Source organism: Rouxiella sp. S1S-2 (assembly GCF_009208105.1).
In the GTDB taxonomy this organism is placed as follows: domain Bacteria; phylum Pseudomonadota; class Gammaproteobacteria; order Enterobacterales; family Enterobacteriaceae; genus Rouxiella.
Genome location: NZ_WFKL01000001.1, coordinates 675,149 through 700,193, shown reverse-complemented (window position 1 = coordinate 700,193; position 25,045 = coordinate 675,149). Strand labels below are relative to the sequence as shown.

At 51.5% G+C, this 25,045-nt stretch carries 24 protein-coding genes and 1 tRNA gene; 12 read left to right on the top strand and 13 right to left on the bottom strand.

Annotated features, from left to right (window positions below; genetic code table 11):
• Nucleotides 1-52 precede the first annotated feature (52 nt).
• Nucleotides 53-1,426, bottom strand: coding sequence for a nucleobase:cation symporter-2 family protein (locus GA565_RS03295; RefSeq protein ID WP_152197335.1), 1,374 nt, complete (start codon nucleotides 1,424-1,426; stop codon nucleotides 53-55).
• Nucleotides 1,427-1,673: 247 nt separating this feature from the next.
• Nucleotides 1,674-2,651 (bottom strand): elongation factor P--(R)-beta-lysine ligase, encoded by a 978-nt coding sequence (epmA, locus tag GA565_RS03290; RefSeq protein ID WP_152197334.1) that lies wholly within the window; start codon nucleotides 2,649-2,651, stop codon nucleotides 1,674-1,676.
• 199 nt (nucleotides 2,652-2,850) lie between these two features.
• On the opposite strand from epmA, the gene frdA reads away from it, so the two are divergent.
• From frdA to blc, 5 genes are all read left to right on the top strand, one after another.
• The gene (gene frdA, locus GA565_RS03285; protein WP_226950898.1) at nucleotides 2,851-4,647 is read left to right on the top strand and encodes a fumarate reductase (quinol) flavoprotein subunit; all 1,797 of its coding nucleotides are present in this window, start codon (nucleotides 2,851-2,853) and stop codon (nucleotides 4,645-4,647) included.
• Complete coding sequence (locus GA565_RS03280; protein WP_226950897.1) at nucleotides 4,640-5,374, top strand: succinate dehydrogenase/fumarate reductase iron-sulfur subunit; 735 nt, start codon at nucleotides 4,640-4,642, stop codon at nucleotides 5,372-5,374. Before frdA ends, GA565_RS03280 begins: the two co-directional genes overlap by 8 nt.
• An 11-nt stretch (nucleotides 5,375-5,385) precedes the next feature.
• Nucleotides 5,386-5,799, top strand: a complete 414-nt coding sequence (gene frdC, locus GA565_RS03275; protein WP_152197333.1) for a fumarate reductase subunit FrdC — start codon at nucleotides 5,386-5,388, stop codon at nucleotides 5,797-5,799.
• Nucleotides 5,800-5,835: 36 nt separating this feature from the next.
• Entirely contained in the window at nucleotides 5,836-6,195 is a 360-nt protein-coding gene (frdD, locus tag GA565_RS03270) for a fumarate reductase subunit FrdD (RefSeq protein WP_152197332.1), read from the top strand.
• Nucleotides 6,196-6,333: 138 nt separating this feature from the next.
• Complete coding sequence (gene blc / locus GA565_RS03265) at nucleotides 6,334-6,858, top strand: outer membrane lipoprotein Blc (RefSeq protein ID WP_152197331.1); 525 nt, start codon at nucleotides 6,334-6,336, stop codon at nucleotides 6,856-6,858.
• Between the two features lie 114 nt (nucleotides 6,859-6,972).
• On the opposite strand, the gene GA565_RS03260 is transcribed toward blc, so the two are convergent.
• The 3 genes from GA565_RS03260 to efp all read right to left on the bottom strand — a co-directional run bounded on the left by GA565_RS03260 (nucleotide 6,973) and on the right by efp (nucleotide 8,076).
• Nucleotides 6,973-7,107, bottom strand: a complete 135-nt coding sequence (locus GA565_RS03260; protein WP_055782258.1) for an entericidin A/B family lipoprotein — start codon at nucleotides 7,105-7,107, stop codon at nucleotides 6,973-6,975.
• Between the two features lie 155 nt (nucleotides 7,108-7,262).
• Nucleotides 7,263-7,391 carry an entericidin A/B family lipoprotein gene (locus GA565_RS03255; RefSeq protein ID WP_152197330.1) on the bottom strand — a complete coding sequence of 43 codons (129 nt, stop codon included), beginning with the start codon at nucleotides 7,389-7,391 and terminating at the stop codon, nucleotides 7,263-7,265.
• Between the two features lie 118 nt (nucleotides 7,392-7,509).
• Nucleotides 7,510-8,076, bottom strand: coding sequence for an elongation factor P (gene efp, locus GA565_RS03250; RefSeq protein ID WP_055782251.1), 567 nt, complete (start codon nucleotides 8,074-8,076; stop codon nucleotides 7,510-7,512).
• A gap of 40 nt (nucleotides 8,077-8,116) precedes the next feature.
• On the opposite strand from efp, the gene epmB reads away from it, so the two are divergent.
• Nucleotides 8,117-9,145 carry an EF-P beta-lysylation protein EpmB gene (gene epmB / locus GA565_RS03245; protein WP_055782247.1) on the top strand — a complete coding sequence of 343 codons (1,029 nt, stop codon included), beginning with the start codon at nucleotides 8,117-8,119 and terminating at the stop codon, nucleotides 9,143-9,145.
• Nucleotides 9,146-9,249: 104 nt separating this feature from the next.
• On the opposite strand, the gene GA565_RS03240 is transcribed toward epmB, so the two are convergent.
• The 4 genes from GA565_RS03240 to GA565_RS03225 form a co-directional block, all read right to left on the bottom strand.
• Nucleotides 9,250-9,594, bottom strand: coding sequence for a DUF4156 domain-containing protein (locus GA565_RS03240; protein WP_055782243.1), 345 nt, complete (start codon nucleotides 9,592-9,594; stop codon nucleotides 9,250-9,252).
• A 293-nt stretch (nucleotides 9,595-9,887) separates the two neighbouring features.
• Nucleotides 9,888-11,534, bottom strand: a complete 1,647-nt coding sequence (groL, locus tag GA565_RS03235; protein WP_055782236.1) for a chaperonin GroEL — start codon at nucleotides 11,532-11,534, stop codon at nucleotides 9,888-9,890.
• 49 nt (nucleotides 11,535-11,583) lie between these two features.
• Nucleotides 11,584-11,877, bottom strand: a complete 294-nt coding sequence (locus tag GA565_RS03230) for a co-chaperone GroES (protein WP_009636718.1) — start codon at nucleotides 11,875-11,877, stop codon at nucleotides 11,584-11,586.
• Between the two features lie 153 nt (nucleotides 11,878-12,030).
• Nucleotides 12,031-12,513, bottom strand: coding sequence for an FxsA family protein (locus GA565_RS03225; RefSeq protein ID WP_152197329.1), 483 nt, complete (start codon nucleotides 12,511-12,513; stop codon nucleotides 12,031-12,033).
• A 379-nt stretch (nucleotides 12,514-12,892) separates the two neighbouring features.
• Here GA565_RS03225 and aspA point away from each other — a divergent pair, with 379 nt between their 5' ends.
• From aspA to GA565_RS03195, 6 genes are all read left to right on the top strand, one after another.
• Nucleotides 12,893-14,329: an aspartate ammonia-lyase gene (aspA, locus tag GA565_RS03220; protein WP_055782226.1), complete on the top strand. Its 1,437-nt coding sequence runs from the start codon at nucleotides 12,893-12,895 to the stop codon at nucleotides 14,327-14,329.
• 173 nt (nucleotides 14,330-14,502) lie between these two features.
• A complete protein-coding gene (locus GA565_RS03215) occupies nucleotides 14,503-15,804 on the top strand; it encodes an anaerobic C4-dicarboxylate transporter (RefSeq protein ID WP_152197328.1) in 1,302 nt (433 codons plus the stop codon).
• A 104-nt stretch (nucleotides 15,805-15,908) separates the two neighbouring features.
• A complete protein-coding gene (locus GA565_RS03210; RefSeq protein WP_152197327.1) occupies nucleotides 15,909-17,672 on the top strand; it encodes a protein-disulfide reductase DsbD in 1,764 nt (587 codons plus the stop codon).
• A 144-nt stretch (nucleotides 17,673-17,816) separates the two neighbouring features.
• Nucleotides 17,817-18,392, top strand: a complete 576-nt coding sequence (locus GA565_RS03205) for a transcriptional regulator (RefSeq protein ID WP_152197326.1) — start codon at nucleotides 17,817-17,819, stop codon at nucleotides 18,390-18,392.
• A gap of 131 nt (nucleotides 18,393-18,523) precedes the next feature.
• Nucleotides 18,524-18,599: transfer RNA gene (locus GA565_RS03200), tRNA-Phe, on the top strand.
• A 454-nt stretch (nucleotides 18,600-19,053) separates the two neighbouring features.
• On the top strand, nucleotides 19,054-19,974 hold the full coding sequence (locus GA565_RS03195; protein ID WP_072156516.1) for a glycosyltransferase family 2 protein: 921 nt from the start codon (nucleotides 19,054-19,056) through the stop codon (nucleotides 19,972-19,974).
• Nucleotides 19,975-20,414: 440 nt separating this feature from the next.
• On the opposite strand, the gene dhbA is transcribed toward GA565_RS03195, so the two are convergent.
• From dhbA to GA565_RS03175, 4 genes are read right to left on the bottom strand one after another with little or no spacing between them, the layout of a single operon-like run.
• On the bottom strand, nucleotides 20,415-21,173 hold the full coding sequence (dhbA, locus tag GA565_RS03190; protein ID WP_152197325.1) for a 2,3-dihydro-2,3-dihydroxybenzoate dehydrogenase: 759 nt from the start codon (nucleotides 21,171-21,173) through the stop codon (nucleotides 20,415-20,417).
• Nucleotides 21,173-22,042, bottom strand: a complete 870-nt coding sequence (locus GA565_RS03185; RefSeq protein WP_152197324.1) for an isochorismatase family protein — start codon at nucleotides 22,040-22,042, stop codon at nucleotides 21,173-21,175. The genes dhbA and GA565_RS03185 overlap by 1 nt, the downstream gene beginning before the upstream one ends.
• 3 nt (nucleotides 22,043-22,045) lie before the next feature.
• Nucleotides 22,046-23,674, bottom strand: coding sequence for a (2,3-dihydroxybenzoyl)adenylate synthase (locus GA565_RS03180; RefSeq protein ID WP_152197323.1), 1,629 nt, complete (start codon nucleotides 23,672-23,674; stop codon nucleotides 22,046-22,048).
• A 16-nt stretch (nucleotides 23,675-23,690) separates the two neighbouring features.
• Nucleotides 23,691-24,893, bottom strand: a complete 1,203-nt coding sequence (locus GA565_RS03175) for an isochorismate synthase (RefSeq protein WP_152197322.1) — start codon at nucleotides 24,891-24,893, stop codon at nucleotides 23,691-23,693.
• Nucleotides 24,894-25,045 lie beyond the last annotated feature (152 nt).

Genomic DNA, 25,045 nt, shown 5'->3' with positions numbered 1-25,045 from the left:
CCAGCTCAGTTATGCCCTGTCTGCTGATCCAGGGGCGCCGCAGCGCAGAATTTTAATTCACTTTAATCGGTTTTACCGCCTCCACGGCCTTTTCATGCTGCTCGGCGGGCATCATGAAATTCAGCAGCATGGCTACCACACCGCCGCTGGTCACCGCATGACCAAAGATATTGCCGATAATTTGCGGGAACTGTTTCAGCACGTCCGGCACGGCCTCAACGCCCAGCCCGATACCAAATGAAATCGCGACAATCAGCATCTCACGGCGGCCTAGCGGCATCTGGGTCATGATACGGATACCTGCCGCAACCACGCTGCCAAACATCACCAGCGTTGCACCGCCCAACACCGGCGCAGGGATCTGCTGCAATACGCTGCCAATAACGGGGAACAGCCCGAGCAAGGCCAGCAGACCGCCGATGTACAACCCTACGCGACGGCTGGCTACGCCCGTCATCTGAATAACCCCGTTATTCTGAGCAAACGTGGTGTTGGGGAAAGCCGAGAACATCGCCGCCACCATGCAGCTCACGCCGTCGGCCAGAATGCCGCCCTTCAGGCGCTTGCGGAAACTTTCCCCTTCAATCGGCTGCTGCGACAACATGCAGTTGGCCGTCAGGTCGCCCACCGCCTCGAGAATGCTGATAAACGACACCAGCGCGATGGGCACGAAAATAGTCCAGTCAAAGTTGAAGCCGAAACGGAATGGCCGCGGCAGTTCAAACCAGCTGCCCTGCAGAGGTTTAAAGGTCAGATGCCCAGTCAACGCCGCCGCCAGGCAGCCAACCGCAATTCCCACCACAATCGCCGACAGACGCAGACTGCGCACTGAGGTGCGGTTAAGAATAACAATCACCAGCAGGGTCAAGGCTCCTAGACCGAGGTTAGCCGGTGCACCAAAATCTGCAGCCCCATGGCCGCCGCCCCAGTCGGTAATACTGACTTTAATCAGGCTGATACCGATGAGCACAATTACCGTGCCGGTCACCAACGGCGTGAAAGCCCGGCGCAGCTGACTAATAAAACGGCTCACGACCAGCGGAATAAATGCCGCCACAAAGTTAACGCCGAAGATCATCGCCATGATGTCTTCTGGCGAACCACCACGACTTTTAACCAAAAATCCGCCGGAGAGGATCACGCCTAAAAAGGCAAAGCTGGTGCCCTGCAGGCAGATCATCCCTGCTCCAATGCCCATAAAACGGCGCGCCTGAATAAAGGTTCCGATCCCGGAAGCCAGCAGCGACATGCTGATCAGATAGGGTAAATAGGCAGTCAGTCCTAGCACCGAGCCGATGATCAGCGGAGGCGTAATGATCCCAACGACGCTGGCCAACACGTGTTGAACAGCAGTGAAAAACGCAGGCGCGGGGGCAATGCGCGCTTCCAGTCCATAGAGCAGCTCTTTTTCATTGGATTCAGACATACGAGGTTCCGGCATAGTGGGGTAATGATTCTGCTATGCATAAATCAGGCCAGAGGAAAGGAGGGAATGTGCATAAACCGGGCGAGGTCGCGTATTACAAGGGATGAAGGGGTGTGAGTTTTTCCTGAAACTTTAAAATCAGAAAATCTTCATTTGCATACTTTTGTTTCATGAGGTGCAAATTTTCGATTTCTCAGCACTAAAACTGTGCAAATCCCCCTCGTAGTGCAAGGGGGAGAATGTTTCATCAGGCGCGGGTGACAGGAAATGCTAATACATCGGCCAGGCTTTCAGCACCCAAGGCAATCATAATCAGGCGGTCTACACCCAACGCAACCCCAGAACACTCAGGCATACCCTGTTCCAACGCCGCTAACAGGTTGTTATCGATAGGATGCTGCGGCAGCCCTCTGGCAGCCCGCTTGCGGTTGTCTTGCTCAAAACGCTGGCGCTGCTCGCGCCCGTCGGTCAATTCGCGGAAGCCGTTGGCCAGCTCCACGCCTTTGTAATAGACCTCAAAACGCTCGGCAACGCGATGATCCTCCGTACTGATTTCAGCCAGAGAGGCCTGCGTCGCCGGGAAATGATAAACAAAAGTCGGTTTGTCACGGCCAATGTGCGGCTCAACGCCCATGGCAAACAGCAGCTGTAGTAGCGTGTCGCGATCCTCCTCTTCATCGGCGATATTCGAAAGATCCAGCTTGGCGGCCACTTCACGCAGCTGGGCTTTGTCGGCTGACAAAGGATCAACCTCGAGATGGCGGATAAACACTTGCTGATAAGACACGGTTTCGGCCGTATCGCAGTCGAGGATCTGCTGCAGAAGATCGTCGACTTCATTCATCAGGCGGTACATATCGTAGCGTGGACGGTACCACTCCAGCATGGTGAATTCCGGGTTGTGATAGCGCCCGGCTTCCTCATTGCGGAAGCTTTTTCCCATTTGGAAAATCGGTCCGCTTCCAGCCGTCAGCAGGCGTTTCATGTGATATTCCGGGCTGGTCATCAGATAAAGGGTCATGCCCTCCGCCGCACCGGGTCCAACAAAGCAAGTTTCAAAAGGAAACAGATGAATGTCGGTGATCGTCGCCTGACCCATGGCCGGTGTTTCCACCTCCAATATGCCGCGATCGCTGAAAAATCGTCGAATTTCAGCGAGGATTGCCGCACGCTTCAACAAATTGGCGATAGATGCACTGGGTTGCCAGCTTGCTGTTTCGCTCATGATTACTTACTCCGATGTCAGACAGGGCATGCAGTCTACCCGCATCCCCGTATGCAAACAAATTTCGCTCATCGACGCTATTGCAGCGAAAACTGGCGAAATCAGCGTTTATATCAAATTCCACGCCTTGCTCCTTAAGTATGATCGTCAAGATCAACATCGTCCCATCCCTGTTTCCACCTCTTCATGGAGCAATATCGTGGAAATTTTTAGTGCTGATATCGTGATCGTGGGTGCTGGAGGTGCGGGACTTCGCGCCGCGATTGCCGCCGCCGAGGCCCATCCACAACTCAATATCGCCCTCGTGTCTAAAGTGTATCCTATGCGCAGCCATACCGTGGCCGCAGAGGGAGGATCGGCAGCCGTTACTCAGGATAATGACAGCTTCGCCAGCCATTTTCAGGACACGGTTTCGGGTGGTGACTGGCTGTGCGAGCAGGACGTCGTCGACTATTTTGTCCGCCATTGCCCGCAGGAAATGACCCAACTTGAGCTATGGGGCTGCCCGTGGAGTCGCAAGGACGACGGCAGCATCAACGTAAGACGATTTGGCGGCATGAAGACGGAACGTACCTGGTTTGCTGCCGACAAGACCGGTTTCCATATCCTGCACACGCTGTATCAAACTTCGCTGAAATACCCGCAGATTCGCCGATTTGACGAGTATTTTGTGGTTGATTTGCTCGTAGACGATGGCCGCGTGCACGGCCTGCTGGCCATTAACATGATGGAAGGAACCCGCGTTCAAATCCGCGCCAAAGCGGTGGTCATGGCCACTGGCGGCGCGGGCCGGGTTTATCGTTATAACACCAACGGCGGCATCGTAACCGGCGACGGCATGGGCATGGCCCTGCGCCACGGCGTGCCTTTACGCGATATGGAGTTCGTGCAATATCATCCGACGGGACTGCCGGGCTCGGGAATTCTCATGACGGAAGGCTGCCGCGGTGAAGGAGGAGTCCTTATCAATAAAAACGGTTACCGCTATTTACAGGACTACGGTATGGGCCCCGAAACGCCGCTGGGGCAGCCGAAAAATAGAACCATGGAGCTCGGCCCGCGCGACAAAGTTTCTCAGGCATTTTGGCATGAATCACTGGCGGGCCGTACAGACCCGACTCCCAGAGGCGATGTGGTCTATCTCGACCTGCGCCATCTCGGCGAGAAAAAGCTGCGTGAGCGGTTGCCGTTTATCTGTGAACTGGCGAAATCCTATGTCGGTATCGACCCGGCACGAGACCCTATTCCTGTTCGCCCCACCGCGCATTACACCATGGGCGGTATAGAAACCAACGCCCGCTGCGCCACGCGAATTGACGGACTTTTTGCCGTAGGCGAATGCTCCTCGGTCGGCCTGCACGGCGCCAACCGCCTGGGATCCAATTCGCTGGCAGAGTTGGTGGTATTTGGCCGCCTGGCCGGTGAGCAGGCGGCGCAGTTCGCACTCAACGCCAATACGGCGTCAAACTGGGCGATTACCGCACAGGGTCGGGACATTGAGCGCAGCTTGCACAGCATGATGCAGCAAGAAGGGACTGAGAATTGGGCCACAATCCGCGACGAGATGGGCCTGTCGATGGAAGAAGGCTGCGGAATTTATCGTACGCCGGAGTTGATGCAAAAAACGATCGCCAAGATTGATGAGCTGAAAGCGCGGCTAAAAAAGGTAAAAATTAAAGATACCTCCAGCGTATTTAATACCGACCTGCTCTACACCCTCGAACTTGGTTACGGACTGGACGTGGCGCAGTGCATGGTGCATTCGGCATTCCAGCGCAAAGAATCTCGCGGCGCCCACCAGCGAGTCGACAATGGCTGTACCGAACGCGACGACGTTAATTTCCTCAAGCATTCACTGGCCTTCTATATCCCCGATGGGTCGCCGCGTCTTGATTATTCTGCCGTCAATATCACCACACTGGCACCGGCGCAGCGCGTGTACGGAGCCGCCGCCGACGTGCAGGACCTCAAAGATAAGGAGCAGACAGGTGATTAAGCTCAATAATCTGCAGATTGAAATTCAGCGCTACAATCCTGAACGCGACAGCAGCCCGCATCCGGTTAGCTACCCGGTCCCCTTTGATAACCAGACCTCGCTACTCGATGCACTCGGCTACATTAAGGATAATCTGGCCAGCGACCTGTCTTACCGCTGGTCTTGCCGTATGGCTATCTGCGGCTCCTGCGGCATGATGGTCAACGGGGTGCCGAAGCTCGCCTGCAAGACGTTCCTGCGTGATTACCCACAAGGTATGAAAATAGCGGCGCTGGCGAACTTTCCGGTTGAGCGTGACCTGGTGGTGGACATGACCCATTTTATCGAGAGCCTCGCGGCAATCAAACCTTACATCATCGGTAATGACCGCGGCGTAGAACTAGGCCCCAATCGTCAAACGCCCGCGCAGATGGAGAAGTATCACCCGTTCTCCGGCTGCATCAACTGCGGTCTTTGCTACGCTGCCTGTCCGCAGTTCGGGCTTAATCCCGAGTTTATTGGTCCTGCTGCCATTGTGCTGGCGCAGCGCTATAACCTTGATAACCGAGACAATGGCAACCGGCAGCGCATGCCTATGCTCAACGCTGAAGACGGCGTGTGGCGTTGCACCTTTGTGGGTTATTGCTCTGAAGTCTGTCCAAAACAGGTCGATCCGGCGGCAGCTATTCAACTGGGCAAAGTTGCCAGCAGCCAGGATTACCTCATTGCACGATTGAGGCCTCAATGAGGGAAAAAAATATGACTCGCACGACGCAGCCTGCCAGCAAGCGCAAAGCCTATCGGCCAGAAATGTCGGCTAACTGGTGGTTGAAATCGGCTTTTACCCGTTTTTATATGCTGCGTGAAGCGACGGCGATACCAACTCTGTGGTTCAGTTTGCTGCTGCTGGCAGGACTAGTTTGTCTCAAACACGGCCCCGAGAGCTGGCAGGTCTTTGTGAATTTTCTACACAATCCGCTGGTGCTGGTTTTGAACGTAATCACCCTTTTGGCGACGCTGCTGCACGCCAAGACGTGGTTCGAGCTAGCACCGAAAGCAGTAATTGTGGTGGTGAAGGCGCATAAAGTCGGCCCACAGCCGATTATTACTCTGTTGTGGGTCTTGGCACTGCTCACCACGCTGCTGGTGCTGACCACTGCCGCGCTGTATTAAACGACGCGGACTGATAATTATCGGATTGAGGTAAAAATGAGAAAATCGACACCCGTACGCTCAAATGAACCGATTTTTTGGGGGCTGTTTGGCGCAGGCGGTATGTGGAGCGCTATTGTTTCACCGGCCATAATTCTGTTGGTCGGTATTTTGCTGCCGTTGGGCTGGTTCCCCGCTGAAGCACTGAGTTACCCCAGGCTGATGCATTTCGCACAGAGCTTTATAGGGCGAATGTTTCTGCTGCTGGCTATCGTCCTCCCTATTTGGTGCGCACTGCATCGACTGCATCACAGTCTGCATGACCTGAAAATCTCGCTGCCGGGAGCACAATGGCTGTTCTATGGTTCGGCCAGCGCATTGAGTCTGGTCTGTGCGCTGGTACTTTTCATTATCTAACGGCATAACCTCCTGCCGCTAAAAAGAGGGGCGATATCGATAGATAAGCCGCTGTATCGCTGTCTTTTATCACTAAGTCACTGTCAGACTCGCTTCCCATTATCTACACTGTAGATTCAACTTTAGAAAGGGAAGACAATGCGTATTTGGTCAAAAATAAGCGTCGTTATTACGGCACTGCTTTCGGTTGCCTGCAGCGTGACACCACCAGACAACGTTAAAGTGGTGAATAATTTCGAGATTAATCGCTATCTGGGCAGTTGGTATGAAATTGCCCGACTCGACCACAGTTTTGAAAGTGGTTTGGAACAGGTGACCGCAAACTATAGTCTACGTGACGACGGCGGGATAAAGGTGATAAATCGCGGCTTTAACCCGGCGAAAAATCGCTGGCAGCAGAGCGAAGGAAAAGGCTATTTCACCGGCCCAACGTCAAGAGCCGCGCTTAAAGTCTCGTTCTTCGGTCCGTTTTATGGCGGTTATAACGTCATCGAGCTGGATAAAGACTATGGCTATGCGCTGGTTTGCGGTCCGGATAGAAGCTATCTGTGGATCCTCTCTAGAGCGCCAAAACTTGATGAGGGTGTAAAACAGCATCTGCTTGAAACCGCACAGCATTATGGTTTTGATACCAGCAAGCTGGTGTGGGTCAAACAGCCCTAGCGCTAACTCGGTAAAGGTCAAAAGGGGTGACACTGCAGTCTATCGTCACCCGGTTAACTCTCGGTCTACTCATCAATACATCTGCGTTAAGTGCAAAATTTATGCATCCGCAAATTATTGTGCACTGCGTTGAATCGCCTGTCCGCCCGCTGAAACGTCTTCACCCACGCCGCGAGTAGTATTACAGGCGCTAAGCAGGCTGGAGAGAACAAGAACGGAGGCGATGGCGAGAATACTTTTCTTCAGCATATAAAAATCCTTCCTATAAGAGAATGTAAAGTATGGCGCTTTAAGTGTAGTAAAAAATGGCAATGACTGGAGTCAGGCTGGCGAAATTTCGGATAAATAAGAGGGAGTGCGGGCAAAAGTAGAACATGAAAGGGCAAAAAAAAGGCCGACTTTCGTCAGCCTGCTCTGGAAATGGCACCGCCGAGGTGTGACACATCTTCACCAAAACCGTGAACCGTATTACAACCACTTAACGACGCCAACATCAGCACTGAAACCACGATAAACAACATTCTTTTCAACATTGTTACGCAATCCAATTAATGGGTCGAACACGAGCACCACAGCAGCGGTGGTGCTCTCTTGCAAAACACGTTAGTGCACTGTTATTTAACGAGAAAACGTTACTTAACGCGTGAAACGTTACTTAACGCGTGAAACGTATTCGCCAGAACGGGTATCAACACGAACAACTTCGCCGATCTGTACGAACAATGGAACCTTAACAACGGCGCCAGTAGACAGAGTCGCGGGTTTGCCGCCGGTACCGGCAGTATCACCTTTCAAACCTGGGTCAGTTTCGGTGATTTCAGCTTCGATGAAGTTCGGTGGCTGGACGGCGATAGGACGACCGTCCCACAGGGTAACGATACATTCCGCGTTGTCCTGCAGCCATTTTGACGCATCAGAAACGGTCTTCTCATCCACACCGTGCTGCTCGAAAGTTTCCGGGTGCATAAAGTGGTAGAACTCACCGTCGTTGTACAGGTAGTTCATGTTGGTATCAACAACGTCCGCGCCTTCACAAGAGTCAGTAGACTTGAAGGTTTTCTCTACGCGAGAACCGGTCAGCAGACGACGCATCTTAACGCGTGCGAAAGCCTGACCCTTGCCCGGTTTAACAAATTCACTGGATTCGATCGCGTAAGGCTCGTTCTCGAACATGATTTTAAGACCCGGACGGAAATCGTTGCTAGAATAAGTCGCCATAATGGCCCTCTAATTTTAAACTGGTAGCTTAGCCAAAAAAATGGCACACATTGTAACCCTAAAAACGCCTTTTAGAGAAGATTGGTTGCATCAACTCGGCGATGTTATTACAGACCCGGACGAACTGCTTACGCTTCTGGCACTTAACGATCATGCACAATTGCAGCAGGGCCGCGAAGCCCGTCGTTTATTCCCGTTACGCGTACCCCGCGCATTTGTTGCGCGCATGCGGTCGGGCGATCCACAAGACCCTTTACTTTTGCAGGTTCTGACGGCACGCGAAGAATTTATCGCGGCACCCGGCTTTAGCACTGACCCGCTCGATGAACAAAAAAGCGTGGTACCGGGGTTATTGCACAAGTACCGCAATCGCGCACTGTTGCTGGTCAAAGGCAGCTGTGCGGTTAACTGCCGCTACTGCTTTAGACGCCATTTTCCCTATCAGGAAAATCAGGGAAACAAAAATAATTGGTCTCAGGCGCTGGAGTATATCCGTACTCAGCCCGAACTGGATGAAATAATTTTCTCCGGTGGTGACCCGTTGATGGCGAAAGACCATGAACTCGACTGGCTCATTAGCGAGCTGGAAGGCATTCCACACATTAAACGTCTGCGAATTCATACGCGTTTACCGGTAGTTATTCCTGCACGCATCACTGAGGGGCTTTGCCAGCGCCTGAGTGACTCTAGACTGCAGGTACTGATGGTGACCCATATCAATCACGCCAACGAAATTGACGACGCACTGCGTGAAAGTATGACGCGTTTGAAAAATTCGGGTGTGACATTGCTCAATCAAAGCGTATTACTTCGCGGCGTTAACGACTGCGTCGAGACCCTGGCGGCGCTGAGCAATGCGCTGTTTGATGCGGGCATTATGCCCTACTACATTCACGTGCTCGACAAAGTACAGGGCGCGGCGCATTTCATGGTCAACGACGATGAGGCAAGAGTCTTGATTAAAGGCCTGCTCAGCCGCGTTTCCGGCTACATGGTACCTACGCTAACCCGTGAGATTGGTGGAGAGCCTAGCAAAACGCCACTGGATTTAAATCTGAAACAGTCGTGATTTTTTCGTGATTTTTTTACTGATAAGTTTCAGAGTCGCATAAAGCAAAAGGGATGCCCGTTGGCATCCCTTTTTTATTGGCGGTATTTATCGGTTTTGGCCACTTAAGGGCACTTATAAACCTGACCCACCATTTTGCTGTCGAGCGGCGCGAGGCTGGACAAAATATTTTGCGTCGGGCTGTTGGCACCATAAATGGTATTGCCGCCCATTTCTGCCGCTTTGTTACGCAGGTCATTTGCTGCGCCGCGCATCGCGCTGCCGTCACCGTTGGTGCCTGAGAACCAGTTGCTCTGTGCGCCAGTTACGGTTCCCAAAGGCTGACACTGGCTGCTCGGCTTGTCGTCGGTAAATTTGACTTGTTGACCGGCAGAACTTAATTGTTGTGTTGTGCTGCAACCCGCCAGCAACATGGCAGCTGAAAGGCCAAGCAACATTTTAATCCGCATCTCTTTCCCCATTTATTTTTGAGAAGTACTTAACGCCTATCAGATAACATTTCGCAATCTAAGGCATCCGTTGCCGAGTTTACCCAAAATTCAACGCATTATCTGAAACGAACCCGTAATAGAGCGTGGCACTAGTCTACACGTTATTTAATCTGGACGATGAGACTTATCTTACTTAACCCGACAAAATAAAGGTACAAATAAAAAAACCCGACCTAAAAAGGCCGGGTTTCTTTAACTCTGACAACGCCGAAGCGTGGTCAAAATTCAGCAGAAAAGCCGCTGGGGGATGATTACATCATGCCGCCCATGCCGCCCATTCCACCCATACCGCCAGCACCGCCCATGTCGCCTTTATCATCTTTAGGCAGGTCGGTAATCATGCACTCGGTGGTGATCATCAGACCAGCTACAGAAGAGGCGTACTGCAGAGCAGAACGAGTCACTTTAGTTGGATCCAGGATACCCATCGCGATCATGTCGCCGTATTCTTCGGTGTAAGCGTTGTAGCCGTAGCTGCCTTCGCCCGCTTTCACGTTGTTAGCGATGACAGAAGCTTCTTCACCGGCGTTGATAACGATCTGACGCAGTGGCGCTTCCATTGCACGCAGTGCAACTTTGATACCCACGGTCTGGTCTTCGTTGTCGCCTTTCAGGCCAGCCAGTTTGTGCGCAACGCGGATCAGCGCAACACCACCACCGGCAACCACGCCTTCTTCAACCGCAGCACGGGTAGCGTGCAGGGCATCTTCAACGCGGGCTTTCTTCTCTTTCATTTCAACTTCAGTCGCTGCGCCAACTTTCAGAACAGCAACGCCGCCTGCCAGTTTAGCCACACGCTCTTGCAGTTTTTCTTTGTCGTAATCAGAGGTCGCTTCTTCGATCTGTTGACGAATCTGAGCTACGCGGCCCTGAATAGTCGCTTCTTCACCAATACCGTCAATGATGATAGTGGTGTCTTTATTGATAACAACGCGCTTGGCCTGACCCATATCTTCCAGGGTCGCTTTTTCAAGCTCCATACCGATCTCTTCAGAGATTACGGTACCGCCGGTCAGGGTTGCGATGTCTTGCAGCATAGCTTTACGACGGTCGCCAAAGCCTGGTGCCTTAACAGCAGCCACTTTAACGATGCCGCGCATGGTGTTAACCACCAGCGTTGCCAGAGCTTCACCTTCAACGTCTTCTGCAATAATCAGCAGTGGTTTACCGGCTTTCGCAACGGCTTCCAGCACTGGCAGCATTTCACGGATGTTGGAGATTTTTTTATCAGCAAGCAGGATGAACGGGCTTTCAAGTTCGATAGCGCCGGTTTCTGGCTTGTTGATGAAGTAAGGAGAGAGATAGCCGCGGTCGAACTGCATACCTTCAACAACGTCCAGCTCGTCAATCAGGCCAGTGCCTTCTTCAACGGTGATAACGCCTTCTTTGCCTACTTTTTCCATCGCCTGAGCAATCAGTTTGCCCACGGTTTCGTCGGAGTTGGCAGAAATAGTACCAACCTGAGCAATGGCTTTAGAGTCAGAGCAAGGAACAGACAGTGTTTTCAGCTCTTCAACAGCAGCAACAACCGCTTTGTCGATACCGCGTTTCACGTCCATTGGATTCATGCCGGCAGCAACAGCTTTCAGACCTTCAATGATGATTGCCTGAGCCAGAACAGTCGCGGTAGTGGTACCGTCACCCGCAGCATCGTTAGCTTTGGACGCAACTTCTTTCACCATCTGAGCGCCCATGTTTTCGAACTTGTCTTCCAGTTCGATTTCACGCGCTACAGAGACGCCGTCTTTAGTGATGGTCGGCGCACCGAAAGATTTGTCCAAAACTACGTTACGGCCTTTAGGACCCAGAGTAACTTTAACTGCGTTGGCAAGAATGTTAACGCCGTTCAGCATTTTTACACGTGCGTCATTACCGAATTTTACATCTTTAGCTGACATTATAATTTCCCTTCAATTCGTTCAGTTCAGAAAAAGTGATATGAGACGATTAGGCTTCAACGATAGCCAGAATGTCGCTCTCAGACATGATCAACACTTCTTCATTGTCGATCTTCTCAGCTTTAACGCCGTAACCGTCGTTAAAGATGACGATATCGCCAACTTTCACGTCGAGCGCTTTAACTTCACCGTTTTCCAGAATGCGACCATGACCGACGGCCAGAATCTCACCACGGGTTGATTTACCCGCCGCTGAGCCAGTCAAAACGATGCCGCCAGCAGATTTGGATTCAACTTCTTTGCGCTTGACGATAACGCGGTCATGCAATGGACGAATTTTCATTGATAACTCTCCTGTGAGCAGGTCTATATCTAATTATTTAGGGTTGAATGTCAGGTACAAGCCAATCCTGACCTCGTGGTTTGATTAATGGGGGCATTCCGCGCCCCTTCAAGGGCAGAAAGAAAATTTTTTGAATTTTCTTTCTGCGCAAACTTAGCGATCTTTCGGATCTTTGCGGTCATCTTCAATCTGAGAGACCAGCCGCTCAGTGTGGTCGTCTTTACGCTGGAACTCGCCGTCAAAGGTGTTACCCGTCGCTGGACCTGCACCCCCGGGGCGATAAATATTTAAATGCGGCATTAATTTTAGGGTCAGCGATTTTTGCACCGGCGGCAACAGCAGCAGAAGGCCCAAAATATCGGTGAAGAAACCAGGGACAAGCAACAGGAATCCGGCCAGCACCAGCGACACGCTTTTCACCATTTCGGCCGCCGGACTCTCACCCTGAGCCAGCTTTTGCTGCATCTGGAAGATAGTTTTCATCCCCTGATTGCGCACCAGAGAGACGCCAACGCAGGAGGTGAAAACCACCAGCAGCAGGGTCATTGCCACACCTAACACGGCAGCAACTTTGATAAATAAGGTTATTTCTATGTAAGCCAACAGAAACAACAGCAGTAGAGGTAACCAGCGCACTGCGCTCTCCTTATACTTGTAATATATCTAGAGGGCCCTGAATCACACGTTAAGCCAGCGATTCAGAACTCTATAATAGGGGCCCCATAGGCTTATCCTATGAAGGCTGACTACCATGAGATGGTATCGTTAACGGGTCATTTCAAGCCGTTGGCGATATTTAAATTGGTCGAGGTACTGATTTGTGAGAAATTTCACAGATACGTAAACCTTTCGAACAAAAGCATTGCCGTAATGCACTAAGTGCGTGCATTTCGCCAAGAGCAGCATATGATCGCCCTCGCGGTCGCTCTTAGTGGTGTATTATTTTATTTAACTCAGCGTCTGTAACATCTCTCTAATCAGCCTGTAACTGTTTAGCACCAAAAAGAAGGTTCTCATGTCAAATACGATCCGTATCGAGGAAGATCTGCTGGGCACACGTGAAGTGCCAGCCGATGCTTACTGGGGTATTCATACCCTGCGCGCTGTTGAAAACTTTTATATTAGTAACACTAAAATCAGCGATGTTCCGGAATTTGTCCGTGGCATGGTGATGGTAAAAAAAGCGGCCGCGTTAGCCAATAAAGAGCTGCAAACTATCCCTCGCAAAATTGCCGACGTGATTATTCAGGCCTGTGATGAAGTGTTAGATAAAGGGAAATGCATGGACCAATTCCCCATCGACGTTTTCCAGGGCGGTGCCGGTACTTCTGTAAACATGAACACCAACGAGGTGTTGGCGAATATCGGCCTTGAGCTGATGGGCCATCAAAAAGGGGACTATCAGTTCCTGAATCCCAACGATCACCTGAACAAATGCCAATCGACCAACGATGCTTACCCAACCGGTTTCCGTCTGGCGGTCTACGCCTCGGTGCTTAAACTTATTGATGCCATTGCCCAGCTGGGTGACGGTTTCGAGCGCAAATCGGTAGAGTTCGAAAAAATCCTGAAGATGGGCCGCACCCAACTACAAGACGCGGTGCCGATGACGCTGGGCCAAGAGTTCCACGCGTTTAACGTGCTATTAAAAGAAGAAACCCGCAATCTGCTGCGCACCGGCGAACTGCTGCTTGAGGTTAACCTTGGGGCAACGGCTATCGGTACTCGGCTGAATACGCCTGAAGGCTATCAGGCGCTGGCGGTGCAGAAGTTGGCCGAAGTCAGCAACCTTCCCTGCGTACCGGCAGAAGACTTGATTGAGGCGACCTCAGACTGCGGCGCGTACGTTATGGTGCACAGCTCGTTGAAACGTCTGGCAGTTAAACTGTCTAAAATCTGTAATGACCTGCGCCTGCTCTCTTCCGGCCCACGTGCCGGTTTGAACGAGATTAATTTGCCAGAACTGCAGGCCGGCTCATCTATCATGCCTGCCAAGGTGAACCCGGTTATCCCGGAAGTGGTGAATCAGGTGTGCTTCAAAGTCATTGGCAACGACATCTGCGTCACTATGGCGGCAGAAGCGGGCCAGCTGCAGCTCAATGTCATGGAACCCGTTATTGGCCAGGCGATGTTTGAATCTATCCATATCCTGACCAATGCCTGCTACAACCTGCTGGAAAAATGCATCAACGGCATTACTGCTAATAAAGAAGTGTGTGAATTCTATGTGTTTAATTCAATCGGGATCGTAACCTACCTGAACCCATTTATCGGCCACCACAACGGCGATATTGTCGGTAAAATCTGTGCGGAAACCGGTAAAAGCGTGCGCGAAGTGGTACTGGAGCGCGGCCTGCTGACCGCCGCCGAGCTCGACGACATCTTCTCGGTTGAGAACCTGATGCATCCGGCCTACAAAGCCAAACGTTATACCGATGAAAACGAGCAGTAGCTTTTATCCAAGCGTGTCAACGCTTGAGGTTTGAGCTTAATCAAGGGTGTGAGGATTTTTTAACCTCGCGCCCTTATTTTTAAACAAAACACTGTCACAACGCTGCGTTTTATTGATACTTCCCCATTAAACTCTCCGGTAAGTAAATTTTCGAGACTAATGGAAAAGTCATTATGGTAATCATTGAATTAATCATCGTTTTTGCAGCTATTTTTCTGGGGGCTCGTCTCGGCGGGGTCGGCATTGGTTTTGCCGGTGGGCTAGGTGTGTTGGCGCTGGCACTGATTGGCGTTAAACCCGGAACCATCCCATTCGATGTTATTTCCATTGTGATGGCTGTGATCGCCGCCATCTCGGCCATGCAGGTCGCGGGAGGAATGGATTTCCTGGTGTTGCAAACAGAGAAGTTGCTGCGACGTAATCCCCGCCACATCACTATTCTGGCGCCAATCGTCACCTACTGCCTGACCGTGCTGGCCGGCACGGGAAATATTTCACTCTCTGCCCTGCCGGTGATTGCCGAGGTGTCAAAAGAGCAGGGCATCAAGCCCAGCCGTCCACTTTCGACCGCCGTGGTTGCGGCGCAAATTGCCATTACCGCCTCTCCTATCTCTGCCGCCGTGGTTTACATGTCGTCAGTGATGGAAGGTCACGGCGTCAGTTATCTGCATCTGTTGATGGTGCTTATTCCCTCTACACTGTGCGCGATAATTCTGACCTCCATCTTCGTTAGCCTGTGTTTTGACTCAACACTGAGCGATGACCCAACCTATCAGAAGCGCTTTAAAGAAGGTCTAATCAGCCTGCGCGGCAATAAAATCCTTAAGGTTCAGCCGCGCGCCAAGGCCTCGGTGTGCATCTTTTTACTCGGCGTGTTGTCGGTTGTGGCCTACGCGGTGATCAGCAGCCCGAGCATCGGTCTGGTGACGACACCACCGATGACCACCAACAGCGCGATTCTCATCATCATGCTGAGCGTTGCCACGCTGATTACCCTGCTTTGCAAAGTCGATACCGACCTGATTCTATCGTCGGGAACATTTAAAGCCGGTATGAGCGCCTGTATCTGTATTCTCGGCGTGGCGTGGCTGGGCGACACCTTCGTGCAGGCCAATCTCGGGTGGATAAAAGACACCGCGGGCGGCATGATTCAGGCCCATCCGTGGCTGCTGGCGGTGATCTTTTTCTTCAGCTCAGCGCTGCTTTATTCTCAGGCAGCAACTGCCAAAGCGCTGATGCCGCTAGCTTTAGCGCTGAACGTTTCACCGCTGACTGCCGTCGCATCATTCTCCGCGGTCTCCGGCCTGTTCATCCTGCCCACTTATCCCACGCTGGTGGCCGCCGTGCAAATGGACGACACCGGCACGACCCGTATTGGAAAATTTGTGTTCAATCATCCGTTCTTTATTCCGGGTACAGTGGCGATAATTCTGTCAGTCATGTTCAGCTTCGCACTCGGCAGCATCATTCTTTAACAGTCTGACGTTCTCCAATTCCGCCATGGCGCGTATAATGGCGGGTGAAAAAATAGGCGACAGAAAGCCCTGTCGCCGACCAGAAAAGAGAAAATGCGCCTGTGATGGATTACCCGATTTTGAAAAAATTCTTTCTGCTGTGCGGCCTGCTGCTGTCGTCCAGCCTGCTATTTTTGCCTGCCAACAGCCACGCTTCCCTGTTTGGCGACTCAAGTTCACAGCCGTTTGTGCAGGTGAATCAAGCATTCAACTTTGATTTCTCTCAACAAGGCTCGGCGCTAAAGCTCAATTGGCAGATACGCGAGGGCTATTACCTCTATCGCCAAAAAATCGAGATAGTGCCCGAAAACGCCACCCTGGCGGCTTATTTCCTGCCACAGGGCTTGTCGCACAAGGACGAGTTTTTTGGCGATTCACAGATTTATAAAAATAATCTGAACCTGCTGATCCCAATTCGCGATGCCAAGGACAACGCCAAGGTTCGGGTGACTTATCAGGGCTGCGCGGCAGCAGGATTCTGCTATCCGCCTGAAACCCGCGAAGTGCCGCTGAACGAAGTAATTGCCGACGGTAAAGCCAGTGCCACTGCACTTGCTGAGGCACCCACCCCGTCTGCGCCGGTAACCCTTCAGACTTCATCTCAGCCCACGCCGCTGCCCTTCTCACCGCTTTGGGCGCTGATTATCGGTATCGGTATTGCGTTTACCCCCTGTGTACTGCCGATGTACCCGCTTATTTCGAGTATTATTCTGGGCCGCGAGCGTCCTCACAGTCTTAAACGCATCTTCCTGCTGGCGATGTTATATGTGCAAGGAATGGCGCTAACCTACACGCTGCTTGGCGTCGTGGTTGCCGCCGCCGGACTGCAATTTCAGGCCGCGCTGCAAAGCCCGTGGGTGCTGATTGGCTTGTCAGTGATGTTTATTGCGCTGGCCCTCTCAATGTTTGGCCTGTTCAGCCTGCAGCTCCCTTCATCGTTGCAAACGCGGCTGGCGTTAATGAGCAATGAGCAAAAAGGGGGATCGCTGATTGGCGTGTTCATCATGGGTGCTTTGGCCGGGCTTATCTGTTCACCCTGCACCACCGCGCCGCTCAGCGCAATTTTGCTCTACATTGCGCAAAGCGGTAATCCTTGGGCTGGCGCGGGTACGCTTTATCTCTATGCTTTGGGCATGGGTATTCCGCTCATCGCGGCCACTATGTTTGGTAATCGGCTGCTGCCACGCAGCGGTCCATGGATGCACTATGTAAAAGAAGGCTTTGGCTTTGTCATTCTTGCGCTGCCGGTGTTTTTACTCGAGCGGATATTGGGTGACGTCTGGGGACTGCGTCTGTGGAGCATTTTAGGCATCGCCTTCTTCGGCTGGGCTTTACAGCTGAGCCTTAAAAGCACGCGCGGCGTTTTCAGACTGCTGCAGTTGGTGTTTCTCGCTGCCGCACTGATAGTCAGCCGCCCGCTGCAGGATTGGGTATTTGCCCCTGCCGTTAGCTCGCAGACCTCAGCGCATGCGCTGAGTTTTCAGAAAATAAACAACGTTGACGAGCTGAATGCGGCGTTGCAGCAGGCTAAAGGCCGACGCGTTATGCTTGACCTCTATGCTGACTGGTGCGTGGCCTGCAAAGAGTTTGATAAATATACATTCAGCACGCCGCAGGTGCAGGATGCACTTGCTAACACGCTACTGCTGCAAGCCGACGTGACCCAAAACAGTCCACAACAGGCCGCACTGCTCAAACGCCTTAGCGTGCTTGGGCTGCCGACCATTTTGTTTTTCGGTCCCGACGGTAAAGAGTTGCCGCAGTCGCGGGTGACCGGCTTTATGGATAGCGCAAAATTCACTACACATTTGCACAATACCCAGCCTTAAACGACACTATTAGACTGAGCTATTGGTGCAGTAGCAAACATTACGATTTTATATTTCCCAATAATTGCCCCTCACATCGGGCGGCAAGCAAGCACAGCCAACGTGGCGACATAGCCAAGAATGCAGGGAAATGAAGGAGATAAAGTGCTACGAGAACAGGTTTTAGACCAGACGCTAAATTTACTGGAGCAGCGCGGCATAGCCACGCTCACTCTGGACGCCGTTTCCGAGTTGGTCGATGTGCCACTCAATGAACTAACGCTTTTCTGGCCAGACGCCGAAGCGCTGCTTTACGATTGCTTGCGGCATCACGGTGACCAGATTGACGTCTGGCGCCGCCAGTTGCTGCTCGACGAATCCCTGAGCCCGCCTCAGAAGCTGCTGGCACGCTATAAGGTGCTTAACGAGCAGGTGAGACAACATCGTTATCCGGGATGCCTGTTTATCGCTGCCTGCAGTTTTTATCCAGACCGCGACTCGTCGATTCACCAGTTGGCCGAGCAGCAAAAACAGGCCTCCTTCCTCTATACCTTCTCTTTACTGCAAGAGATGGGCTCTGATGACGCTGAAATGGTGGCGTATCAGATGGAGTTGATTCTGGAAGGCTGCCTGAGCAGGCTGTTGGTAAAACGCCAACTGCACGACGTTGAAGTCGCCAGACGACTGGCGGAAGATGTATTGAACATCGCCCGCTGTCGCGAGCACGGTGCACTGTCTTGAGCCACAGCGGTCTACTTTCATCGCTTAATGGCGTTTTTTGGCTGAAAAGCCAGCAGTTAGACGGCTTTTAACAATTTTACTGCATAAATGCGTTGACGGCGCAGAGCCAATACGGTTTAATGCGCCCCGTTGCCCGGATAGCTCAGTCGGTAGAGCAAGGGATTGAAAATCCCTGTGTCCTTGGTTCGATTCCGAGTCCGGGCACCATTTTTAGAAGAACCCGCCTATGGCGGGTTTTTTGCTTTCTGACCCCCTATCTAAAACGCTGCCAAATGTAAGCCCTGCACTTTTTACAGATAAATATATTTTCCCTGCTGCATGACAGGGCTTTGTAAGCCTGTTGTCCTGATGGCTATAACCGCAAAAATATATTTACAAGTTCAATCAATGGTTAACGAAGGTTCAACAGATTTAAACCTTTTCCCATTGCCCTGTAAATTCTCTCTAACTATGATTATTATCATACTTGAAGAAATTTTAACCCAATAAACTCGATTACTAAGATTAAACTTAAGAACAATAGTTCTTTTTAATTGTCTTAATCTACTCTGGATGTTGTTTCTTGGAATTCAACGACAGGCGTGATACGGAGTGCTAAAATGCTGAAATATTCAATGTTCAACCTGAAGAAAACACCTTAGCCACCTAAGAAATTATAAAAATGAAACTATATGACTTGAGTGTTATTGTCACCGCGCACAATTGCGCCCAGTATCTGACATCATGCTTAGACTCTATAAAAGTTGCCTTAGGGGAAAAATTTTCTCAGTGCGAAATCGTGCTCATAAACGACTCGTCCACTGATGCTACGCCTGCTATTTTTCAGGCGTTTGCTGCGGGTCAAAACAACGTCGTCTGCTTCGACGTTGCCTTTAAAAACATTGGGACAGTCAGAAACTTCGGTGTATCACAGGCTCGCGGAGAGTACATCACCATGGTTGACGGTGACGACCAGCTACAGCCTGAATCTCTGATTGAAATCATTGAGTTTTTGAACCACCATGAGCCTGACATGCTGATTACCAAACTGATGGAAATCAGAGGGGATATTATTCCTCCTAGCCTGCCACTGCTTGCAAAATCTATTACTACCACTACTGCCATCAAAAAGTATTTAATTCATCAAGAATTTCAGGCGCACTTTATTGGTAAGTTTATTAAACGTAGCGTTTTATTACGCTGCAAATTCCCTAATTATATATGTTATGAAGACTCATTTGTTTTCCCTGAGCTATTAAAGAGCTGCAAGAAAATCTATATTTCACCAACCGGTCCGTACATGTATTTCAAACATGGTAATACTTTATCCAGTGACATTGATGAAGAAAAAATTAAACTCTGCAAGCAGGGCCTGGACCAAATGTCTTTGGTTCTAAAAGAGGAATACAAATTTCTTCAGGTTTGCCACTGGATAGAATTTATTAACCGCAACCATCTGACCATCTCAAAATGGAAAGACCGCAACTCGATCAAACAAAATATTGAGGATGTTGATACTCTGCCATTTTTATTACATCCTGCTATCCGGATAAGCTATAAACGCAAGCTGATAAAAGTGAAAAAGCTCATTCGCTCATGGTAACTCTTGGCGCACAGCCTGAAAAATATTGAGATGTAATCTAACAAAATCAATACATTGAAAGTAAAGTGCTCAGACCCTCCTGGGCAGTAGCATTATCTCATCTCCCCTTCATCACCGCCTGATTTCGCATTAAAGCTTTAAACGTCTATCCTCAAAACCATCAAACCTGAACAGCGCCTTTATTGTTGCTGGCAGTATGTTAAAGCTTTTACCCTTCTATAAGCCACATCCATACACTCGCCTGACTGAGCCCTTCATAAATCACCCCCTATACGTTATGCATATAATGCGGCTCGCATTTTTTGCATAAAAACTGACAACATTATTACCCCTAAAATGTGACTTTCATCGTAGATGAAGATCGCATTCTTCACTAAAAATCCATAATTAAAAACCCGCATTACGCGGGTTTTTAGTTGCCTTTAGTATCCTGCAAATAATTAGGCTGAAAGTGTCGCACCGCCGTCGATAACAATATCTTGCATCGTGATATGACCCGCGCGGTCGGATGCCATAAATAATACAGCATCGGCCACGTCCTGAGGTTTGCCAATCTTGCCTAACGGAATGCCCAACTTAAATTGCTCGGGGAAGCCAGCGATAGTTTTCTGCTCACCCGTGGCATTGGTCCACATACCACGCTGCATCGGCGTGTCGGTTGAACCAGGTGAAACAAGATTACAGCGAACGCCGTAGGGTGCCATTTCCAGCCCAACGCTCAGGCACAGGCTGCGCAATGCCGCCTTGGAGGCGCAGTAGGCCGACATACCAATGCGCGGAACGTGAGCAGCATTAGACGCAATGCTGACAATAGCGCCGCGTTTCTGACGACGGAAAACCGGCAGCGTATAGCGGAACATGTTAAAAGCCCCGCCGGCGTTTACGGCCAGACAATCGTGCCAGTCATCGTCACTGAGCTCGTCGGTGGCGCCCATGCGTAAAATGCCCGCGCCGTTGACCAACACGTCCAGTTCATCGCATTCACTGAGCAGTCGCTGGCACACTTCGCGTACAGCCTTAGGGTCAGTAATATCAAGTAGTTCGGTGCGAAACGGGTAATCGCCGTCGCTGAAGTGTTTGTCGAAACCCACGACCTCGGCACCGGCCTTAACAAAGGCCAATGCGGTGGTGTAGCCTATTCCCTGTGCCGCGCCGGTCACCCAGACGCGTTTTTGCGAAAATTCCTGCGTGCTGTCCATTACGCTTTCTCTCCTGACAACAGCGTCCACCAGCCGTTAAGAGTTGGTGTTTTTGCCAGCGCCACAAAGTCGATATCTTCACGAATTTTACGCCAGCGCGTTGCCAGCGCCATGATACGTACGGAGTCCAGCCCGTAATCAATCAGGTTGTCGTCGTTATCGAGATCAGCGGCGTCTTCATCCAGCAATTGCAGAATTTCGTTACGCAGCTGCTCTTTGTTGGCATAGCCAGGCTTAGCCGCTTCCTTGATGAGATCGGCGGTCATCACCACGCGACCACAGCGACCAGCGGTATAACGCAGTGCCATCAAATGTTCATCGCGCGAGAAATCCGCCAAGCCGTCGGCCACCATGAAAGGCTGGATATTACGCATGAACCCGTCAATCGCCGTGGTTAAGCAGCCGATGTGCGCATAGACCCCGCAAATGATCAGCTGATCGCGACCGGTTTCCTGCAAAATATCCTGCAGCGGCGAACGATGAAACGCACTGTAGCGCCACTTCACCAGCACCTGATCGTCTTCGTCCGGTGCTAGCGCAGCAACCACTGCCTGCTGCTCAGGATGCTTATTTAGCCCAGGTCCCCACATGTCGTTAAGCAACGCGCGGTCTTCATCGCTCTGATTATTGGGCTGAGCGGTATAAAACACCGGAATACCCTGCGCCTTGCAGTAGCGACGAAGATTAGCAATGTTCTCAACCACTTGCTTAACCAGCGGGCTGTCTTCTCCCCAGAAGTTTAAAAAATACTGCTGCATGTCATGGATAAGTAACGCCGCGCGCGAGGGTTCCAGTTCCCATTTCACCTTGTTGGTGGGCAGTTCAGCCACGCTAGGCAAGGCATAAGATTCGAGTTTTGGAATAGCCATCGTTTATTCTCCAGAGGATTGGGTAGGCAACTGCGCGTCAAAAGTTTGGCGCAAAAGTTTTTTATCGATTTTACCGACCGGCGTCAGCGGCAGTCGGTCGACACGGATAAAGCGGTCGGGCAGCTTGAATTCAGCAATGCCCTGCTCGCGCAGGTGGCGGCGGAGGGCCACTGATTTCAGCTCAATATTTGAGATAATAAAGGCACAGCTTTTCTCGCCCATCAGCTCGTCGGGCATCGACACCAGGGCCGCATTGACGATTTCTGGATGGCGCAGCAGCAGGTTTTCAATCTCTTCGGCGGCAATTTTCTCGCCACCGCGATTGATCTGATCCTTAAGACGGCCTTCTACTTTTACATAGCCGTCTTCAGTCAGTGAGATAAGGTCACCGGAGCAGTAGAAGCCGTTTTCATCAAAGGCTTCGGCGTTGTGCTCGGGGCTTTGATAATAGCCGCGAAAAGTATAAGGGCCACGCGTCATCAGGCGCCCGACTTCACCGGCGGGCAGCGCATTACCCTGTTCATCCGCAACCCAGAGTTCGTCACCCGGTGACATCGGATAGCCCTGAGTGGTCAAAATATGCGACTCGTCATCGTCCAAACGCGTGTAGTTCACTAATCCTTCGGCCATGCCGAACACCTGCTGCAGCCGACAACCGATTTCATTTTGAATACGCACGGCCAGCGTTTCCCCCAGCTTGGCACCGCCAACCTGCAACAGCGTCAAGCTGGTCAGCGCCTGGTTGCTGCCCCATTCTTCAATCGCTTGCAGCCAGAGCGTGACCGCCGGAGGAACCAGCGCGGTGACGTTAATTTTATGTTGTTCAATCAGTTTGAAGCAGACCGTTGCACTCGGGTCAGCTGCCAGCACCATTTGCCCAGCGCCGTAAAACACGCCGAGTGCGCCCGGAGAACTCATCGGGTAGTTGTGCGCTATCGGCAGCGCGCATAAATAACGCGTTTCACTGTCAAAATGGCAAACCTCCACGCTGGCACGAATGCTGTAATAATAGTCGTTGTGGGTGCGAGGAATAAGCTTTGGCGTACCGGTGCTTCCGCCCGAAAGCTGGAAGAAGGCGACCTGATCCGCGGCAGTTGGCGACGCCGTAAATTCTTGCTGGGGTTCAGCTATCCACGCCGCCAGCGACTGCTCGGCGCGTTCGGCATTGCGCAGCGCAACCTGACGCAGCGAGGTGTGCTGAGCCAAAAAAGCATCAAGAAAAGTATCGTCGCCAAACAGTACGTGGTCGCGGTCGGCAATCAGCAGCGCAGGATTGATTTGGCTGGCATACGACTGTAGCTCGGTGCGTTGATGGCTGAACAACGCATTAACCGGCACCACGCCAATTTTCAACAGCGCAAAAAACACCACGTAGAATTCGTTAACGTTACCCAGCTGCACCAGGGCGGTATCGCCTGCAACCAGGCCTCGGCGACGCAGCGCGCCCGCCAGACTGTCCGACTGCTGGTTAAGCTCGCGATAACTCAGACTGCCTGTCGCATCAATCATCGCGACATGGTCATTGTTGGCCTGACGGGTAAGAATGTCGGTCAGCGGCTCATCTATCCAATAACCGCGCTCGCGGTACAGTCGTGCAAAATTCTCCGGCCAGGCGGTAAAGGTTATGCTCATATTCTTATTCTCAGACTTAGTTCAAACCAAATGCGCGAAGCATGGTATTCAGTTTTACGCCAGTTTCGCGCCACTCAGATTCAGGAGAGGAGTCAGGAACGATGCCTGCTCCAGCAAACAGCCGCACCTGATCGCCGTTAACGGTGCCACAGCGGATCGTAACCACCCATTCACCATTACCACGATCGTCACACCAGCCGACGATCCCGCCAAACAGGCCTCGATCGAAAGGTTCGAGTTGCTCGATCAAATCACGGGCAATTCGCGTCGGTGACCCGCAAAGCGCCGGCGTCGGATGCAGAAGACAGGCCAGCGACAGGGCATTTTCCTGCGGATCCAGCACGTCGCCATCAATCGGGGTAGACAAGTGCCACAGGGTCGGCGTGCTCAAAAGCTCTGGCGTGGCGGGGATGTGTAAATGACGACTGCGGCACGCCAATACCCGGCGCATGCCTTCGGTCACTATCTGGTGTTCATACAAATCCTTGCCCGAATCGAGTAAAACGCGACTCACTTCGGCGTCCTGCTGTGGGCAGCTTTCGCGACGGGCAGAACCGGCAAGTGGATTAGAGTAAAACTTATTGCCATTTTTACGCAGCAGCAGCTCTGGGCTGGCACCGATAAGCGCCCCCTGCTCCAGCGGAACGTGAAAGTGATAGCCGTTAGGGTTTTGGACAATGACGCGGTTCAACAGCGCCGGACGTTCTACCGCACCGCGCGTTTTAATCTCCAGCAGACGCGATAGTACGGCTTTATCTAACTTACCGTCGTTCATCGCCTGCACCGCATCGGTAACCATCTGCATAAACTGCTGCTGTTCAGGCAACTCCGTTTTACTTAGCACGGCCGGTAGCTCGCTTTCCTGGGCCTGAACTGCGGACATTACCGCGCTGCGCTCAATCCAGTGCGTCTTTTTTGGCACAAATAGAGCCGAAGGTTGGCGTTTATCAAAAGGTATTGCCCCGCAAAGTACGGGATGTTTGATTCCCGCTGCGCGAGCATCGGAAAATGCAGCCTGCACCGCCTGTTGAAATTTACCGTTAATCGCATCGCCATCGACGGCAGGCTCACGGACGTTGGTCAAGCAACCTTCCGTGCTCAGGCTTTTGAAAGGCGATGTAAAGAAAAAACCCGAGGTAGGGGAAAGGTCGGCAAAATTGATGTTTTCGGCCTCGCGCTGTTTACCGGCTAAATCGCGCTCTTTCATCACAGTATCCATCTGTACACTCCCACGCAGTGTATTCACACAAAAAGTAATGATAATTTGCATGATAATTATTATCATTTGTATTTGATCGCGTTTAAAGTACGTGATGAGTGTAACAGTGTCAATGAAACGGAATTTTGCCCCGGAGCAATTCGCTGGCATTC

Bases quoted from the DNA above. Each gene is read 5' to 3' on its own strand.
- GA565_RS03185 (WP_152197324.1), bottom strand. From the start codon at position 22,042: ATGGCTATTCCAAAACTCGAATCTTATGCCTTGCCTAGCGTGGCTGAA.
- epmB (WP_055782247.1), top strand. From the start codon at position 8,117: ATGGCACACATTGTAACCCTAAAAACGCCTTTTAGAGAAGATTGGTTG.
- aspA (WP_055782226.1), top strand. From the start codon at position 12,893: ATGTCAAATACGATCCGTATCGAGGAAGATCTGCTGGGCACACGTGAA.
- GA565_RS03180 (WP_152197323.1), bottom strand. From the start codon at position 23,674: ATGAGCATAACCTTTACCGCCTGGCCGGAGAATTTTGCACGACTGTAC.
- GA565_RS03230 (WP_009636718.1), bottom strand. From the start codon at position 11,877: ATGAAAATTCGTCCATTGCATGACCGCGTTATCGTCAAGCGCAAAGAA.
- GA565_RS03260 (WP_055782258.1), bottom strand. From the start codon at position 7,107: ATGCTGAAGAAAAGTATTCTCGCCATCGCCTCCGTTCTTGTTCTCTCC.
- GA565_RS03255 (WP_152197330.1), bottom strand. From the start codon at position 7,391: ATGTTGAAAAGAATGTTGTTTATCGTGGTTTCAGTGCTGATGTTGGCG.
- frdC (WP_152197333.1), top strand. From the start codon at position 5,386: ATGACTCGCACGACGCAGCCTGCCAGCAAGCGCAAAGCCTATCGGCCA.
- GA565_RS03210 (WP_152197327.1), top strand. From the start codon at position 15,909: ATGGATTACCCGATTTTGAAAAAATTCTTTCTGCTGTGCGGCCTGCTG.
- GA565_RS03195 (WP_072156516.1), top strand. From the start codon at position 19,054: ATGAAACTATATGACTTGAGTGTTATTGTCACCGCGCACAATTGCGCC.
- frdD (WP_152197332.1), top strand. From the start codon at position 5,836: ATGAGAAAATCGACACCCGTACGCTCAAATGAACCGATTTTTTGGGGG.
- epmA (WP_152197334.1), bottom strand. From the start codon at position 2,651: ATGAGCGAAACAGCAAGCTGGCAACCCAGTGCATCTATCGCCAATTTG.
- blc (WP_152197331.1), top strand. From the start codon at position 6,334: ATGCGTATTTGGTCAAAAATAAGCGTCGTTATTACGGCACTGCTTTCG.
- GA565_RS03240 (WP_055782243.1), bottom strand. From the start codon at position 9,594: ATGCGGATTAAAATGTTGCTTGGCCTTTCAGCTGCCATGTTGCTGGCG.
- groL (WP_055782236.1), bottom strand. From the start codon at position 11,534: ATGTCAGCTAAAGATGTAAAATTCGGTAATGACGCACGTGTAAAAATG.
- GA565_RS03175 (WP_152197322.1), bottom strand. From the start codon at position 24,893: ATGGATACTGTGATGAAAGAGCGCGATTTAGCCGGTAAACAGCGCGAG.
- GA565_RS03215 (WP_152197328.1), top strand. From the start codon at position 14,503: ATGGTAATCATTGAATTAATCATCGTTTTTGCAGCTATTTTTCTGGGG.
- GA565_RS03295 (WP_152197335.1), bottom strand. From the start codon at position 1,426: ATGTCTGAATCCAATGAAAAAGAGCTGCTCTATGGACTGGAAGCGCGC.
- efp (WP_055782251.1), bottom strand. From the start codon at position 8,076: ATGGCGACTTATTCTAGCAACGATTTCCGTCCGGGTCTTAAAATCATG.
- dhbA (WP_152197325.1), bottom strand. From the start codon at position 21,173: ATGGACAGCACGCAGGAATTTTCGCAAAAACGCGTCTGGGTGACCGGC.